At 65.5% G+C, this 14713-nt stretch carries 14 protein-coding genes and 2 pseudogenes; 5 read left to right on the plus strand and 11 right to left on the minus strand.

What is annotated here, in order from left to right:
• Positions 1–181 (plus strand): hypothetical protein (locus tag ACPUER_RS21785; RefSeq protein WP_425132080.1); only part of this gene is annotated, 181 nt, incomplete at its 5' end.
• 33 nt (positions 182–214) lie between these two features.
• Here the strand turns inward: ACPUER_RS21785 and ACPUER_RS21790 are convergent.
• Positions 215–1246, minus strand: a complete 1032-nt coding sequence (locus ACPUER_RS21790) for an ABC transporter substrate-binding protein (RefSeq protein ID WP_175961696.1) — start codon at positions 1244–1246, stop codon at positions 215–217.
• Positions 1247–1292: 46 nt separating this feature from the next.
• Positions 1293–2213, minus strand: a complete 921-nt coding sequence (locus ACPUER_RS21795; protein WP_425132081.1) for a TauD/TfdA dioxygenase family protein — start codon at positions 2211–2213, stop codon at positions 1293–1295.
• A 593-nt stretch (positions 2214–2806) separates the two neighbouring features.
• Here ACPUER_RS21795 and ACPUER_RS21800 point away from each other — a divergent pair.
• Both ACPUER_RS21800 and ACPUER_RS21805 read left to right on the plus strand, forming a co-directional pair.
• Positions 2807–3091, plus strand: coding sequence for a helix-turn-helix domain-containing protein (locus tag ACPUER_RS21800; protein WP_175961698.1), 285 nt, complete (start codon positions 2807–2809; stop codon positions 3089–3091).
• Positions 3081–4385: a HipA domain-containing protein gene (locus ACPUER_RS21805; RefSeq protein WP_425132082.1), complete on the plus strand. Its 1305-nt coding sequence runs from the start codon at positions 3081–3083 to the stop codon at positions 4383–4385. Before ACPUER_RS21800 ends, ACPUER_RS21805 begins: the two co-directional genes overlap by 11 nt.
• A 15-nt stretch (positions 4386–4400) precedes the next feature.
• Here the strand turns inward: ACPUER_RS21805 and ACPUER_RS21810 are convergent.
• A pseudogene (locus ACPUER_RS21810) lies at positions 4401–4526 on the minus strand (Tn3 family transposase); the annotation flags it as partial.
• On the opposite strand from ACPUER_RS21810, the pseudogene ACPUER_RS21815 reads away from it, so the two are divergent.
• Positions 4504–4743: pseudogene (locus ACPUER_RS21815) on the plus strand (integrase); the annotation flags it as partial. The pseudogenes ACPUER_RS21810 and ACPUER_RS21815 overlap by 23 nt on opposite strands.
• A 183-nt stretch (positions 4744–4926) precedes the next feature.
• Positions 4927–6432, plus strand: a complete 1506-nt coding sequence (locus ACPUER_RS21820; protein ID WP_425132083.1) for a tetratricopeptide repeat protein — start codon at positions 4927–4929, stop codon at positions 6430–6432.
• Positions 6433–6823: 391 nt separating this feature from the next.
• On the opposite strand, the gene ACPUER_RS21825 is transcribed toward ACPUER_RS21820, so the two are convergent.
• The 8 genes from ACPUER_RS21825 to hyfB form a co-directional block, all read right to left on the minus strand.
• Positions 6824–7036: a twin transmembrane helix small protein gene (locus ACPUER_RS21825; protein WP_006489184.1), complete on the minus strand. Its 213-nt coding sequence runs from the start codon at positions 7034–7036 to the stop codon at positions 6824–6826.
• Positions 7033–7419 (minus strand): hypothetical protein, encoded by a 387-nt coding sequence (locus tag ACPUER_RS21830; RefSeq protein ID WP_425132107.1) that lies wholly within the window; start codon positions 7417–7419, stop codon positions 7033–7035. The genes ACPUER_RS21825 and ACPUER_RS21830 overlap by 4 nt, the downstream gene beginning before the upstream one ends.
• A 144-nt stretch (positions 7420–7563) precedes the next feature.
• Positions 7564–8079: an NADH-quinone oxidoreductase subunit B family protein gene (locus ACPUER_RS21835; protein ID WP_072437921.1), complete on the minus strand. Its 516-nt coding sequence runs from the start codon at positions 8077–8079 to the stop codon at positions 7564–7566.
• Entirely contained in the window at positions 8079–9641 is a 1563-nt protein-coding gene (locus tag ACPUER_RS21840) for an NADH-quinone oxidoreductase subunit C (RefSeq protein WP_425132084.1), read from the minus strand. The genes ACPUER_RS21835 and ACPUER_RS21840 overlap by 1 nt, the downstream gene beginning before the upstream one ends.
• Positions 9642–9644: 3 nt before the next feature.
• Positions 9645–11108 carry a hydrogenase 4 subunit F gene (locus tag ACPUER_RS21845; protein WP_175961702.1) on the minus strand — a complete coding sequence of 488 codons (1464 nt, stop codon included), beginning with the start codon at positions 11106–11108 and terminating at the stop codon, positions 9645–9647.
• Entirely contained in the window at positions 11101–11760 is a 660-nt protein-coding gene (locus ACPUER_RS21850) for a formate hydrogenlyase (RefSeq protein WP_072437918.1), read from the minus strand. Before ACPUER_RS21850 ends, ACPUER_RS21845 begins: the two co-directional genes overlap by 8 nt.
• Positions 11761–12711, minus strand: a complete 951-nt coding sequence (locus tag ACPUER_RS21855) for a respiratory chain complex I subunit 1 family protein (RefSeq protein WP_034184415.1) — start codon at positions 12709–12711, stop codon at positions 11761–11763. It lies immediately after the preceding gene.
• On the minus strand, positions 12705–14708 hold the full coding sequence (gene hyfB / locus ACPUER_RS21860) for a hydrogenase 4 subunit B (RefSeq protein WP_425132085.1): 2004 nt from the start codon (positions 14706–14708) through the stop codon (positions 12705–12707). The genes ACPUER_RS21855 and hyfB overlap by 7 nt, the downstream gene beginning before the upstream one ends.
• Positions 14709–14713 lie beyond the last annotated feature (5 nt).

Below are 14713 nucleotides of genomic sequence, written 5' to 3' on the forward strand. Positions count from 1 at the left end.
CGCGTCGGGCGCGGCCTGGGCGGCGGGCGACGCGCCGCCGCGCGCTGCATACGGCGGCAGCCAGGTTCGGGGAGAGGTGGCGTTCACGATCGAATCTCTTGCGGGTAAAGCGTCAACATACGGCCGGGCGTCGCGCGGACCAACCAACGATTGCGCATATCGAAACCGTGCCGACGCATAAGCGTCGATCGCGGCGTCGAAGCGGCGGCACCGCTCAACTGCCGCCGGCGGTTGCCGGATCGTCGAAGAAGTAGTCGCGCCACGACTTCGGCTCGTTGCGGATCGCGCCGGTGCGATGCATGAATTGCGCGAGCGGCAGCGTGTTCTGCGGCGCGGTCTTGAACTGCACCTGCGGATTGCGCAGGATCTTCAGCAGCAGCGCACGATCGATCTTCGATGCGTTCACGCGGATATAGGTATCGGCCGCGCGCTCGGGGTCGGCCGCGATCTGCCGCGCGGCGTCGGCCAGCGCGGCGACGAACGCGCGGTAGGTCTTCGGGTTGTCGTCGCGGAATTTCTCGGTGGCGTACAGCACGGTCGCCGAGCTCGGGCCGCCGAGCACGTCATAGGAGTTCAGCACGATATGCGCGTTCGGGTTGCCGGCAAGCTCCTGCTCCTGGAACGGAGGATTGCCGAAGTGACCGGTGATCACGCTGCTGTTCGCGAGGATCGCGGCCGTCGCGTCGGGGTGCGGAATCGCCTGCGTGAGCGCGTCGAGCTTGTCGAACTGCTTGTCGCCCCACTGCTTCGCGGCCGCGTACTGCAGCACGCGCGACTGCACCGACACGCCGACCGCCGGCACCGCGATGCGGTCCTTCGCGCCGAGGTCGGCGATCGTCTTCACGTTCGGGTTGCTGCTGACGAGGTAGTACGGGAAATTGCCGAGCGACGCGACACCCTTTACGTTCTGCCGGCCGCGCGTGCGGTCCCACACGGTCAGCAGCGGCCCGACGCCCGCGCCCGCGATATCGACCGCGCCGGACAGCAGCGCGTCGTTCACGGCCGCGCCGCCCGACAGCCGCACCCAGTCGACCTTGATGTCGATGCCGGCCTTGCGCCCTTCCTTTTCGATCAGTTGCTGGTCGCGCGCGACGTTCAGCATCAGGTAGACGACGCCGAACTGCTCGGCGATGCGGATGCGGCCCTCCGCGTGCGCGGCTTGCGGTGCGAGCGTGCCCGCAAACGCGAGCGCGGCGGTGAGCGTGGCCGCCAGCGCGCGGCGCGCCGGCAAAAACGAAAACGACATCGGAACTCCGGTCAGGATGGGGCGGAAGGATGACGCGGCACGCGGCTCAGAAAGGCGCGTCGCCTTCGATCGTCGTGCGGTACAGCTTGCGGCGCAGATGGTCGGGCGTGCCGGCGGCGAGATGCATCAGCGAACGGTTGTCCCAGAACACGAGATCGTGTTCGCGCCACCGGTGCCGGTACAGGTGTTCGGCGCGCACGCTGTGCGCGAACAGTTCGTCGAGCAGCGCGCGGCTTTCGTCGTCGGGCAGGCCGACGATGCGCGTCGTGAAATGCTCGCTGACGAACAGCGCGTTGCGGCCCGTTTCCGGATGCGTGCGCACGACCGGATGGACGACCGCATCGACCTGCGCGATCTGCTCGGGCGACAGGTTCGGCCGCCACGGGCTGCGCGCCTGCAGTTCCGCATAGCGCGCGAGATACGTATGCTCGGCGCGCCGCCCTTCGATCGCGCGGCGCAGGTGGGCCGGCAGCGTGTCCCACGCGAGATGCATGTTCGCGAACAGCGTGTCGCCGCCCTCCGCCGGCAATTCCTGCGCGTGCAGCAGCGAACCGAGGCTCGGCTTCTCCTTGTACGACAGGTCGGAATGCCAGAAATGGCCCGCGTCGCCGAGCCCGATCGGCTTGCCGTTCTCGACGATGTTCGACACGATCAGCACCTCCGGGTGGCCGGCAAGCGCGAACTGGTGCAGCACATGGATCTGCAGCGGGCCGAAGCGGCGGCTGAATGCGATGTGCTCGTCCGGCGTGATGCGCTGGTCGCGAAACACCAGCACGTGATGGTCGAGATGCGCGCGATGGATGCGCGCGAAACCTTCGGCGTCCAGCGGCCGCGACAGGTCGAGGCCGACCACTTCGGCGCCGAGCGGCGCGTCGAACGGAACGACGTCGAAGCGTTGCGCCGCACCGCTTGGCCGCGGATGCCCGACGGAAAGCGTTGCGGCGTCGCGGATGGCGGTAGTCGTCACGGCACAGCCCCTGATTCGTTCAAAACGCGAATCTACGAGTGCGTGCCGGACTGCGTCAACGAAGCGATTCGGATACGTTTATCTGCTGCGGTCATAAAGATCGCTGCTCGGGCATACGTGCGGCAACGGGCGGTTGCGCCGCGCACGAAACCGTCCGATCGGGACCTTCAGTCATGTCGATCGGGTGACGGGTCACGGAATGGACCGATGTGCCGCGGTCATTCTAACGATGTCGACGCGCGCTGCCGACCGCCGCACAGCGGCGTCGACGCGCGCCGTACGATCGTCGGACAGGCGTGCACGCTCATGTCGGTCCGGGCGAGCACAACGTAGCGTCGGCGTCGATGCACGCCGTCCCGTGCCCGGGTTGCACGCGCGGCCGGCCGGCCCCGTCGTGCGCGCCGATCACGTATCCGCCCGGATACGGAAATGCCGCCGTCCGCGATTCCATGCCATCCGGTTCCCGATCGGGAACGAAACAATCATCCAGCCACCTGCGGAGCATTTTCGTTTCCGATCGGATACGAATCGATGCCCGAACCCGCAAATTGTGCAATACTGTTCCCGCTCAGATACGAAGCACGGAGAACGTCATGCCGGAGACTCGGTCCGTCAACACGATCGGCGCCCTCGCCAACCTTATTCGCGCCGTGCGGCTCCAGCAGGGGTTCACGCGCGACGAACTCGCGAACGCCACGGGACTTTCGCCGAAATTCATCAGCCAGGTGGAAGCCGGGAAGCCGACCGCGCAAATCGGCAAGGTGCTGCTGCTGCTCGGCGAACTAGGCGTAAGCCTGTTCGCGCAGTCGTCAATCGAGATTTCGGCGGAAAACGCGCTCAAGGCCGCTCGACGCCGCAGGAGCGCTCATGGCGGCTAGAACGTTGATCGCGTCCGCGAACGGGCTGCGCATGGGCAGACTGACCGACGACAAAGGCATCTGGTCGTTCACGTACGACGCGCAGTGGCTCACCTCGCCGCACGCGTACCCGCTGTCGCCCGCGTTCGCGCTGCGCGCCGGCACCTTCACCGACAGCTCGACCGATCGCCCGGTCCAGTGGTTCTTCGACAACCTGCTGCCCGAGGAAGGGATGCGCACGTCGCTCGCGCGCGAGGCGAAGGTCGATGCCGCCGACGCGTGGGGCCTGCTCGCCTACTTCGGGCGCGAATCGGCCGGTGCGCTCACACTGCTGGCCGAAGGCGAACAGGAGGCGGCCGGCAGCATGCAGCCGCTTGGGCTCGACGAGCTCGAGCGCCGCATCCAGGCGATGCCCGAGCACGCGCTGACGGCCACCGCGCCCAAGCGCATGTCGGCGGCCGGCGCGCAGCAGAAGCTGCTGCTGATCCTGCGCGGCGACGCGCCGGACTACGCGCTGTTCGAACCGGTCGGCAGCGAGCCGTCGATGCATCTGCTGAAGCCGGACATGCGCGCCGCCGGCTATCCGCATTCGGCGATCAACGAGTTCTTCTGCATGAAGCTCGCGAAGCGGATGGGCCTCGACGTTCCGGACGTGCATTTTCTTCGCGCGCCGTCCGCGTGCTACGTGATCGACCGCTTCGACCGCGACACCGCGTCGGAGCCGGCCAGACGCCTGCACACGATCGATGCGATGCAGTTGCTGAACTACGATCGCGGCTTCAAGTACCAGCGCGCGAACGCGGAGGAGCTCGGCCGCGCGATCGGGCAGACCAGCACGCGCGCCCTCGCGCGCCTGTCGGTGTTCCGCTGGACGATCTTCAACGTGGTGATCGGCAATGGCGACGCGCACCTGAAAAACCTGTCGTTCTTCGTCGACGCGCGCGGCTACCGGCTTGCGCCGTTCTACGACATCGTCAGCACGGTCGTCTATCACACGCCGACACACCGCCCCGACCATCGCGGCGATCACTGGCCGCACTGCGAACTGACGATGCCGCTCGGCACGGCGACGCGTTTCGCCGACATCGACACGAATGCGCTGCTCGCGTTCGGCCAGGCGCTCGGGCTCAGGGAGAAGGCGGCCGCCAGCGAACTGCGGCGCTTTCTCGAACCGCTCGATCGCAACGTTGCGCTGACACTCGATGAAGTGCGCGAGATCGCGCGCCCGGATGCTGGAGAGATGCGCCTGCTGAACTCGATTGTCTCGATGCCGATCGCGGAGATGGGGCGCGCGCTTCGTCAGGCCCGCGGATGAACGGCTGCGGGCCAGCAGCGCGAACTGGTTGTAGGCGTCGATGACTTTCACGATCGCCTTGTCGAGGCGTTCCTCGGTCACGTATTTCAGATTCAGCCACGCGACCTGCTTGCGGCTGAGGTTTTTCGTGCTGGTCGCCGATGCGATCCAGAACGGGAGGCCCCCGACGGCGGAGAAGTTGCGCCGCGCGAGCCCGCACTGGATGCGGCACACGCATGCACTGGTGCGGGGCGCAGAATTGATCATGGTGCGTGACAACCTGCGCCATGCTTCGATCTCGACGGCGTCGACCTGCCTTCACAGCGACGCAGTGCAGCGAGTTCGGCAGTTCAATCAAGTGTTTGCCGCACGAAAATGAGCGGAGGGTCGTTTATATCGGCTTAAGGATAAGCGCAGGAATTTTCATAACTCAGAGGCTTATGATAGGGAATCGCGCTTATCTTGTTCGCCCCCTAAACGGCATCGTGCCCGGACGATGTATGCGACAATGCCCTACGAATGGAGCACCACCAATCATTTTTGATGCAATCGTCAGTAATTCATGCAACGACATCGCAAACCATCTGCAATAGACGATGCAACTGTCTCCTTGATTAGAAAATATTATGCTCAAGGCCAATTCGACGTCGCCATCCAGACGGCGCAGGCGCTCCTGGAACAGCATGGCGACCACGGGGAGTTGCTAAACATCGTTGGTGTGTGCCATTTGAAGCTGGGCAACGTCAGCACCGCCGAGGCTTGTTTGCACTGGGCAAGGCATGCAGCACCTCAATTGGCCGATGTTGACAATAATCTAGGTGTACTTTACCAGTCGCTCGGACGGTACGACGACGCGGAACGATCGTTTCGACTCGCCGTGTCGAAAGCACCCGGCCACGGCCAGGCGCTGCTGAATCTCGGCATGCTGCTTCGATCCGGACACCGGCTAAAAGAAGCGGAGCAGGCGATCCGCAGTGCCGTTGAGCATGCCCCTGGTAATTATGAAGCGTTGAACGCGTTGGGGCTGGTGTTGAAAGACCTAGGTTGCTACGACGAAGCCGATGCGACATATCGGCAGGCGATAGAGCTCCAACCTTGGCGTGCAGCGTCTAAACTCAATCTGGCCAATTTACTGCTGTATCGAAATAACTGGAGCGAAGGGCTGCCGCTCTTCGAAGCGCGCCACGAAACCGATTTCAAGGGAATGTTCTCAACCGCGCCTGCGGTGCCCTTTCCGCAGTGGATAGGGGAGCCGATCGATGGCGCTTCGCTGCTCATTTGGCCAGAACAAGGGCACGGTGATCAGATACAGTTGGTTCGCTATATCAAGAAACTCAAGTCACTCGGCGCGAAATGGATCACATTGGTGTGTTCCGCTGCCACCCAGCCACTTTTCTCGACTCTATCTGAAGTAGATGCAGTGGTTGCTCGCGATACGTTCAATCCGTCGACGTGCCCGCCTCACGATTTTTGGACCTATATCTGGAGTATTCCTGTTAATCTGAAGGAATCTCCTAATTCCATTCCGGCGACGCTACCTTATTTGCATGCCCCTCGTACCGAATTCAAATGGGATAAAATGATACCAGGCGGCCGTTTGCGAGTCGGTCTAGTATGGCAAGGAGCTCCAGGAAACCCGAATGATCGCGCTCGCTCATTGCCAGATCTGAAGACGCTAATCCCGTTGTGGCAGATCGAAGATGTTATTTTTGTCAGCCTTCAAAAGGAGGCAACCAGCGCGCAGATTCGAGACGGGATCGGAGATCGCTTTATCGTCAACCTGGGCAATAGTGTCGCCGATTTTGCCGACGTCGCCGCGATCATTTCCAGCTTGGATCTCGTTATTGGTGTGGATACCGCAGTGGCACACTTGAGCGCAGCGCTTGGCAAGCCTACCTGGATCTTGCTTTCGAACGTGGCTACCGACTGGCGCTGGACCTGCGCGGGTACGAAATCCGCGTGGTATCCGGACGTCGTCACATTATTCAGGCAGAAAGCGGAGGAAACGGATTGGGCCAATGCGGTCGCGCGCATTGTCCATGCGTTGTCTGCCGTGCGCAAAACATAATCCGGGATCCTCCTTGACGGCACGTTGCTCGCCATTTCATGAACAAACCGATCCGCAATGCAGATTGATTCAAGTCATGCATTTCTGATCAGTAATTTTTAGTTATATATCAGGGATTTTCTAGTGCCCTGTCATTTTAGATGCATGAAATCGGGTTCATCGCTTCGATATCAGATTGTTATGCTATATTATCGTTAACGATCGAATAACAGCCGCATTCAAGTTGGTAATTTGGCATCCGCCTCATTACGCAATTTGGCAAAACGATTTTTATTGAATGAAGAGGCGGGCGTCGCCTCCCCTAACATAAGTATTCTTATCACAACATCTCTATTCCTGAATCAAACTTGCATTTGAAAAAACGCCCCGCATGCAGCAGGGCGTGCCCCGCTCAACGCCCGATCGGCAATCCGGTCGGCTCGATCCAGCCGAGCTTGTACGCGATCAGCAGCGACAGAAACAGCGTGACCGACAGCCCGACGCGTGCCGCGAGCGACCACGCCATCCGCTTGGACTTGCCGCGATCGTGATTCATGAAATACAGCGCGAAAATCAGGCTCGCGATGATCATCGCGAATGCCACGGAGACCAGCAGGGTTTTCATGGGTGTTGCCTTTGAAGATCCGAATCGGCCTGAATCAGTTCGGCCAGTTTTTGTCGCTCGTCCGCGATGCCGCCGACGCCTGATGCCGGCCAGTCCAGCGCGACGCCGTTGCCCAGCGAATCGCGCACGAGTGCCTGGTAGCGCCGGTCGTTGATCCGGCCGTGGTCCATCGCTTCCGAGATCTCGTGCCGGAACGGCAGCGGGAAACTCGCATACGCACGCGACAGCGCCGCATATTGTCTCGCATCGATCTCTTTCGACGATGGTATGACGGTCCAGATCACCACGGCCACGATGGCCGTGAAAGGGATCGCCGTGTAGCGAAGAATGAATTTGACAGGTGTCATGAAGCAGGAGTCGAAGTCATGGCGAACGAGCCGGATATCCGGCTCGCCAGCCGATAAAAGCGGGATGAAAACAGGATTCTGCCGCGTTTCCGGCGCCCGTCGCGTCGCACGCCCTGTCGCGGCACGATGCTCGCAGGATCCCCGAACGAACGCGCTGAAAATCGCCACGGCCCCGCCTCGTCAAGCGCCGCGCGCCCGGCAGGCCGTCAGGATCCCGCGCAGCAAGTCGCGAGGCGGCGGCGGGCAGCCGGGAATCGTCACGTCGACCGGCAGGATCGACGCAACCGGGCCGCACACCGCATAGCTGTCGGCAAAGATGCCGCCCGTGCACGCGCACTCGCCGGCCGCGACGACGAGCTTCGGCGCCGGCGTCGCGTCGTATGCGGCGAGCACGGCCGCCCGCATGTTCAGCGTCACGGGCCCGGTCACGAGCAGCAGGTCCGCATGGCGGGGACTCGCGACGAACTTGATGCCGAGCCCCTCGATGTTGTAGTAGGCGTTGTTCAGCGCATGGATCTCCAGCTCGCAGCCGTTGCAGGATCCCGCGTCGATCTGCCGGATGCAGAGCGCGCGCCCGAGCAGATCGAGAATGTCCTGCCGGATGCGCCCCTCCTCGCGACGCCACGCGTCCTCCGCGGCCGGCACGGGCTCGTCGGGAAAATCGGTGCGCGCAAATTGCCGGATAAGCTGCCACATCAGAGGTCGTGCCCCGCGTAATTCAGGTTGAACGATTTGTTGATCAACGGAAAATCGGCAACGATATTGCCGATGATCGCATGTTCGAGCGCCGGCCAGTTCTGCCACGACGGATCGTGGCAATGGCACCGCGCGATCGCGTCGTCCGCTTCCGTCTCGAGCGCGACGAAGATATCGCCGCGCCATCCCTCGACCCAGCCGATCCCGCGGGCAGGCGCCGCGGCGGGCGCCACCTCGACGGCGACCGGTCCCGCCGGCAGATTCGCCAGCAGCACGCGCATCACGCGCACCGATTCGTCGATCTCGGCGAACCGCACGGCCACGCGTGCGGCAACATCGCCGCGCGGATCGCTCGCCGCGTTGACGGCGACCTCGTCGTACGGCGCGGACCGCATCGCCGCGCGCACGTCGAACGCGTGAGCGCTGGCGCGGGCGGCCAGGCCGCGCACGCCGAAGTGCGCGGCGACCTCGGCGGTCAATCTGCCGGTGCCCACGAACCGGTCCTGCAGCCCCGACTGGTCTTCGTAGATTGTCCGCATGACGCGCACGTCATGTTCGATGCGTTCGCACGCGTCCGACAGGCTCGCGACGCTGTCGTGCCCGACGTCGACCGCCACGCCGCCGGGCACGATCCGGTCCATCAGGTATCGATGCCCGAACGCGCGATCGTTCATCCGGACCCAGTCCTCCCTGAGCCGGGAAAACTGCGCGAGACCGAACCCGAACCCGGCGTCGTTGCCGAGCGCGCCGAGATCGCCGAGGTGGTTCGCCACGCGTTCGCGTTCGAGCAGGAGCGCGCGCAGATACAGCGCGCGCGTCGGCACTGCGGTGCGGCACGCGTGCTCGAGCGCCATGCAATAGGCCCACGAGAACGCGACGGTCGAATCGCCGGCGATCCGGCCCGCGACGCGATGGCCGTTCGACGCGGCCGTCCGCTCGAACAGTCGCTCGACGCCGCGATGCGCGTAGCCGAGGCGTTCCTCGAGGCGCAGCACCTTCTCGCCGACGACCGAAAACCGGAAATGTCCCGGCTCGATGATGCCGGCGTGGATGGGCCCGACCGCGATCTCGTGCACGCCGTCGCCGGCCACCGGCACGAACCGGTAGTTCGCCTCGTTCGATTCGAACGCCTCGACACCGCTCGCCGATCGTTGCAGCGGGAAATAGTCGTCGGGCCAGTTGCCGTGATTGAGCCACGGCCGCGCGTCCTGCGCGCCGCGCGCGCTCAGGCCGGTCAGGTCGAAGATCGCCCGCTGCATCCGGGCGGCGGACGGAAACAGCGGCGCCAGGTCAGGGAAATCCCCGCCGGCGTCGGGCTGCCGCCCGGTCGCGAGACGCACCCACAGGATGCCGTCGTCGCATTCGTACGCGGCGTTCACCGCAAAACCCGCGTCGCGCGCGTCGCCGCCCCACATCGCGACGAGCCGGCTCCGCTCCGATCGCGCGACGCGCGCCGTCTCGAGCCACCCCGCCGGGTCGACTTCCATCAGCGCCGCGCGCACCTGGCCCGCCCGGCATTCGAGCGGGACCGCGGCCTCCCTGGGTATCGATTCGAGTCGCATGCGTCACCCCGCCAGCATCGTCGCGGCCTGGCGATACCAGGTCGCCAGATAAGGCGGCACGTACAGGCCGAGCATCAGGCCGAGCGCCAGATGGACGAACACCGGCAACAGCGCCGGCCGGTGTCCGAGCGGTTTCGCCGTCGTCGTGCCGCCGAATACCATCCGCTGCACGCGCGCGAAGATCGCCGCGAAGGCGACGGCGAGCCCGAGCAGCAGCAACGGCGCGGTCCACGGCAGCGTGTTCATCGCGGTCGTCAGGATCAGGAATTCGCTCGCGAACACGCCGAACGGCGGCAGGCCGAGAATCGCGAGCGTGCCGAGCATCATCCCCCAGCCGACGGTCGGGCTGACCTGCAGCAGCCCGCGAATGCCGTCGATCGCCTGCGTGCCGGCCTTCTGCGCCGCATGGCCGACCGCGAAGAAGATCGCCGACTTGACGAGCGAGTGCACCGTCATGTGCAGCAATCCGGCGAAGGTCGCGACCGGGCCGCCGAGGCCGAAGGCGAACGTCACCAGCCCCATGTGCTCGATCGACGAATACGAGAACAGCCGCTTCACGTCCTTCTGCCGGAACAGCGAGAACGACGCGACCAGCACCGACACGAGCCCGAACCCGACCAGCAGCCGCCCCGGCAGTCCGTTGCCGAGCGCGCCGTCGGCCAGCACCTTGCAGCGCAGTACCGCATACAGCGCGACGTTCAGCAGCAAGCCGGACAGCACCGCCGAAATCGGCGTCGGACCTTCGGCATGCGCGTCCGGCAGCCAGCTGTGCATCGGCACGAGGCCGACCTTCGTGCCGTAGCCGACGAGCAGGAACACGAAGGCGATCGACACGATGGTCGGGTCGAGGTGCGCCTTGACCGCGACGAGGCTCGTCCACAGCAGCGCATCCCCGCCGGCCAGCTGCCGGCTTGCGGCGAGGTACAGCAGGATCGTGCCGAACAGCGCCTGCGCGATGCCGACGCCGCACAGAATGAAATACTTCCACGCGGCCTCGAGGCTCGCGGCCGTCCGGTAGACGCTGACGAGCAGCACGGTCGCCAGCGTCGCCGCCTCCATCGCGACCCACAGCACGCCGAGGTTGTCGGTCAGCAGCGCGAGCAGCATCGCGAACATGAAGAGCTGATACATCGCGTGATAGAGCCGCATCCGCGCGGCCGTCATCCGGCCGCGATCCTCCTCGACCTGCATGTACGGACGCGAGAACAACGACGTCGTCCAGCCGACGAACGCGGTCAGCGCGACCAGGTAGACGTTGAGCGGATCGACGAAGAACGCGCCGTCGAACACGCTCGACGGGCCGTTTTCGACGGTGTGCGCGGCGAGCGCGAGCGTCGCCGCGAACGTCGCGAAACTGAAGCCGGCGTTCAGGTTGCGCGCGACGCGGCTGGACCGCACGCACGCGAGCGTCGCCGCGGCCGCGAGCGGCAGGCCGAGCACGGCGAGCACGACATGGGCCTCATTCATCTTTGAGCGTCTCGAGGTGATGGATGTCCAGGCTGTCGAACTGCTCGCGGATCTGGAACATGAACACGCCCAGGATCAGGATGCCGACCAGCACGTCGAGCCCGATGCCGAGCTCGACGATCATCGGCATCCCGTTGGTCGCGGCCGTCGCCGCGAAAAACAACCCGTTCTCCATCGACAGGAAGCCGATCACCTGCGGAATCGCCTTGGCGCGCGTGATCATCGCCATGAACGACAGCAGCACGCAGGCGAGCGCGATACCGAGCGCGCCGCGCGCAACCGAGGTCGCAAGCTGGCTGATCGGCGATGCGACGTTGAACGCGACGATCACGAGCACGATGCCGATCAGCTGCGTGGTCGGGATGTTGATGAGCGGTTCGACGTCGGCGCGCACGTCGAGCCGGCGCACGAGTCGATACAGGAGCCACGGGATCACGCCGACCTTCAGCACGAGCGTCAGCCCGGCGGACACGAACAGGTGCGCGTCGCCTGTCAGCACGCCGAGAATCAGGTTGGCCGACACGAGCGCGACGCCCTGCAGCGTATAGAGATGGATCAGCGACAGCGTGCGTCGCTGGCTCAGCATCGCGAACGACAGGATCAGCAGCAGCGCCGCCAGGAAGTTGATCAGTTGCGTCGCGTAGCCGTGCATTCACGCCCCCAGCAGGATGTGCACGAGCATGCCGATCACCGCGAGCAGGAACGCGGTGGCGAGAAACTCGGGCACCCTGAACAGCCGCATCTTCGCATTGACGGTCTCGACCGCGGCGAGCGCCGCGCCGCCCGCCATCAGCTTGACGAACAGCACCGGCACCGCCAGCAGCAGCGCGAGCGGGTTACCCGCCTCGGCAATGCCCCACGGGACGAACAGCGCGAGGCCGATGCACGAATAGGCGAACAGCTTGAGGCTCGCCGCCCATTCCATCAGCGCGAGATGACGCCCCGAGTATTCGAGCATCAGCGCCTCGTGGATCATCGTCAGTTCGAGATGGGTGGCCGGATTGTCGACGGGCAGCCGTGCGTTTTCGGCGAGCGACACCAGCGTGAACGCGATGCCGGCAAACGCCAGGCTCGGATAGAGCGTGAGCTCGCCGCGCCCGAGCGTGCCGACGATGCTCGTCAGCAGCGTCGACTGCGTGATCAGCGACGCGGACAGCAGGACCATCAGCAGCGCCGGCTCCGCGAGAAAGCCGATCAGCATCTCGCGCCGCGCGCCGAGCGTGCCGAATGCCGTGCCGATGTCCATCGCGGCGAGCGACAGCGCGACGCGCGCGAGCGCGAACAGGCCGACGAGCGCGATCGCGTCCGCGGCGGGCGACAGCGGCAGCTCCGTCGACAGCGTCGGCACGATCGCGCACGCGAGCGTCATCGCGGCCCAGACGACGTAGGGCGCGCCGCGGAACACCGCGCTCGCGCCGTGCGCGACCACCGATTCCTTGTTGAACAGCTTGTGGAGCATCCGGTACGGCTGCCAGACCGACGGCGCGCGCCGGTTCTGCAGCCACGCGCGGCACTGGTTGATCCAGCCGGACAGCAGCGGCGCGGCGGCGAGCGCCACCACGATCTCGAGGATCTGCGATACCACGCCGGAGACGGTCACCATCTTCTCACCAGCATCAGGAGCAGGATCAGCACCGCGAAGCTGTAGGTCAGGTAGACGGCGATCCGGCCTGTCTGCAGCCGGCCCGCCCATTCGGCCGCGCGCAGCGTGATCGCCGCGATGCGCTCGTAGAGCAGCCAGGTGCGATCGGCGACCGACACCCGGTACGCGGGCTGCGCGTCGAACGGCGACGGCAACTGCCGCTCGATGCGCAGCAGCGGCGCGAAGATCTCGCGGATCGGCTGCCCGAACCCCTCGGCCGTGTCCTGCATCCGCGTGGTCGGAAACGGGAAGCCGCAACCCCACGGCGCGGCGCGGCGCAGCCGGCCGTGGTAGAAGCGCCGCACCAGCAGCCACGCGAGCCCGCAGCTCGCGACGAAAAACAGCATGAACACGGCCGGCATGTAGCTCGCGCGCGCGGTCGACACCGGCACGAACAGCAGCCAGCCGTGATTGTCCGCGCCGACGCCGGCGCCGACGAGCCCGCGCGTAACCGGATCCAGCAGCTTGACGAACTGCGCGGGCATCAGCCCGAGCAGCACGCTGAGCGCCGCGAACCAGCAGAACGCGAGCCGCTCCCACGCATTCGCGTCGCGGGCGCGGCTCAGTTTGGCTTCCCTCGGCTGCCCGAGAAACACGATGCCGAAGAACTTGACCATCGTGTAGCCGGCGAGCGCGGCCGACATCGCAACCAGCGCGGCCGCGATCGGCACCGTCATCGCCAGCACCGAATCCGGCAGGCCGGGCGTAAACAGGAACGCCTGCAGCAACAGCCACTCCGCGACGAAACCGCTCAGCGGCGGCAGGCCGGCGCTCGCCGCGACGCCCGCGAGCACGGCCCAGGCCGTCCACGGCATGAAACGGATCAACCCGCCGAGCTTGCCGAGATTGCGCTCGCCGGTGGCGTGCAGCACGGCGCCCGTCCCCAGGAACAGCAGGCTCTTGTATGCCGCATGCGCGACGACCTGATAGAGCATCGCGGTCAGCGCGAGCGCCGCCAGGGTCGTCATGCCGAACGCGCGAAACAGGACCGCGAGCCCGAGCGACACGAACATCAGGCCGATGTTGTCGATCGACGAATAGGCGAGCAGGCGCTTCATGTCGACCTGGATCGTGCTGAAGACCACGCCGAGCAGCGTGGTGCCGCCGCCGAGCACGAGCAGCAGCACGCCCCACCACGCGATCTGCACGTGCAGCAGGTCGAACACGGTGCGCAGCAGCCCGTAGAGCCCCACCTTCAGCACGAACCCGCTCAGGAGCGCCGACACGGGGGACGGTGCGGCCGGATGCGCATCGGGCAGCCATACATGCAGCGGAAATACGCCCGCCTTCGCGCCGAAGCCGACGAGCGCGAGCAGGAACGCGAGCGACGCCCAGGTTGCATCGAGCGACTGGGTGCGCATGTTCGCGAACGTGTAATCGCCGGTGCGCGCCTGCAGGATGCCGAAGCACAGCAGCAGCGCGAGCGCGCCGACATGCGAAATCAGGAAATACAGGTAGCCCGCACGGCGGATTTCGCCGATCCGGTGGTTGGTCATCACGAGAAAGGTCGCGGACAGCGTCAGCGTTTCCCACGCGACCATGAACGCGTACGCGTCGTCCGCGACGAGCACGAGCGCGATGCTCGCGACGCACACGTGATATTCGCAGCAGATGAGCCCGGGCGCGGCGCCCTCGCCCTTGCGGAAGTAGCCGGCGGAGAACGCGCCGATCCCGGCGCTGACGAGGCCGAGCACGAACAGGAAATAGCCGGACAGGCGGTCGAGCCGCAGATGGAACGGCAGGTCGGGCAGCCCGATCGGCAGCACCGCGACGGACGGCTCGGCAAACACGCCCGCGAGCCCCGCGGCCGCCAGCAGCAGCCCACCCAGCGCACCGAGCGGAAACAGCCCGTGCGCGACGACCCGCGTGCGATGCAGCGCCCCGAGCCCCAGCGCGCCGATCGCGAGCCAGGCAGCCACGACCAGCAGCACGAAATGGATGACCGGCACGGGTGCCATCCGGA

Source organism: Burkholderia sp. DN3021, assembly GCF_049805555.1.
In the GTDB taxonomy this organism is placed as follows: domain Bacteria; phylum Pseudomonadota; class Gammaproteobacteria; order Burkholderiales; family Burkholderiaceae; genus Burkholderia; species Burkholderia pyrrocinia_C.

What these genes read in the sequence shown, in the direction of transcription:
- hyfB (WP_425132085.1), bottom strand. Translation starts at nt 14,708, where the DNA reads ATGGCACCCGTGCCGGTCATCCATTTCGTGCTGCTGGTCGTGGCTGCC.
- ACPUER_RS21845 (WP_175961702.1), bottom strand. Translation starts at nt 11,108, where the DNA reads ATGAATGAGGCCCATGTCGTGCTCGCCGTGCTCGGCCTGCCGCTCGCG.
- ACPUER_RS21850 (WP_072437918.1), bottom strand. Translation starts at nt 11,760, where the DNA reads ATGCACGGCTACGCGACGCAACTGATCAACTTCCTGGCGGCGCTGCTG.
- ACPUER_RS21855 (WP_034184415.1), bottom strand. Translation starts at nt 12,711, where the DNA reads ATGGTGACCGTCTCCGGCGTGGTATCGCAGATCCTCGAGATCGTGGTG.
- ACPUER_RS21800 (WP_175961698.1), top strand. Translation starts at nt 2,807, where the DNA reads ATGCCGGAGACTCGGTCCGTCAACACGATCGGCGCCCTCGCCAACCTT.
- ACPUER_RS21820 (WP_425132083.1), top strand. Translation starts at nt 4,927, where the DNA reads ATGCAACGACATCGCAAACCATCTGCAATAGACGATGCAACTGTCTCC.
- ACPUER_RS21790 (WP_175961696.1), bottom strand. Translation starts at nt 1,246, where the DNA reads ATGTCGTTTTCGTTTTTGCCGGCGCGCCGCGCGCTGGCGGCCACGCTC.
- ACPUER_RS21835 (WP_072437921.1), bottom strand. Translation starts at nt 8,079, where the DNA reads ATGTGGCAGCTTATCCGGCAATTTGCGCGCACCGATTTTCCCGACGAG.
- ACPUER_RS21825 (WP_006489184.1), bottom strand. Translation starts at nt 7,036, where the DNA reads ATGAAAACCCTGCTGGTCTCCGTGGCATTCGCGATGATCATCGCGAGC.
- ACPUER_RS21805 (WP_425132082.1), top strand. Translation starts at nt 3,081, where the DNA reads ATGGCGGCTAGAACGTTGATCGCGTCCGCGAACGGGCTGCGCATGGGC.
- ACPUER_RS21840 (WP_425132084.1), bottom strand. Translation starts at nt 9,641, where the DNA reads ATGCGACTCGAATCGATACCCAGGGAGGCCGCGGTCCCGCTCGAATGC.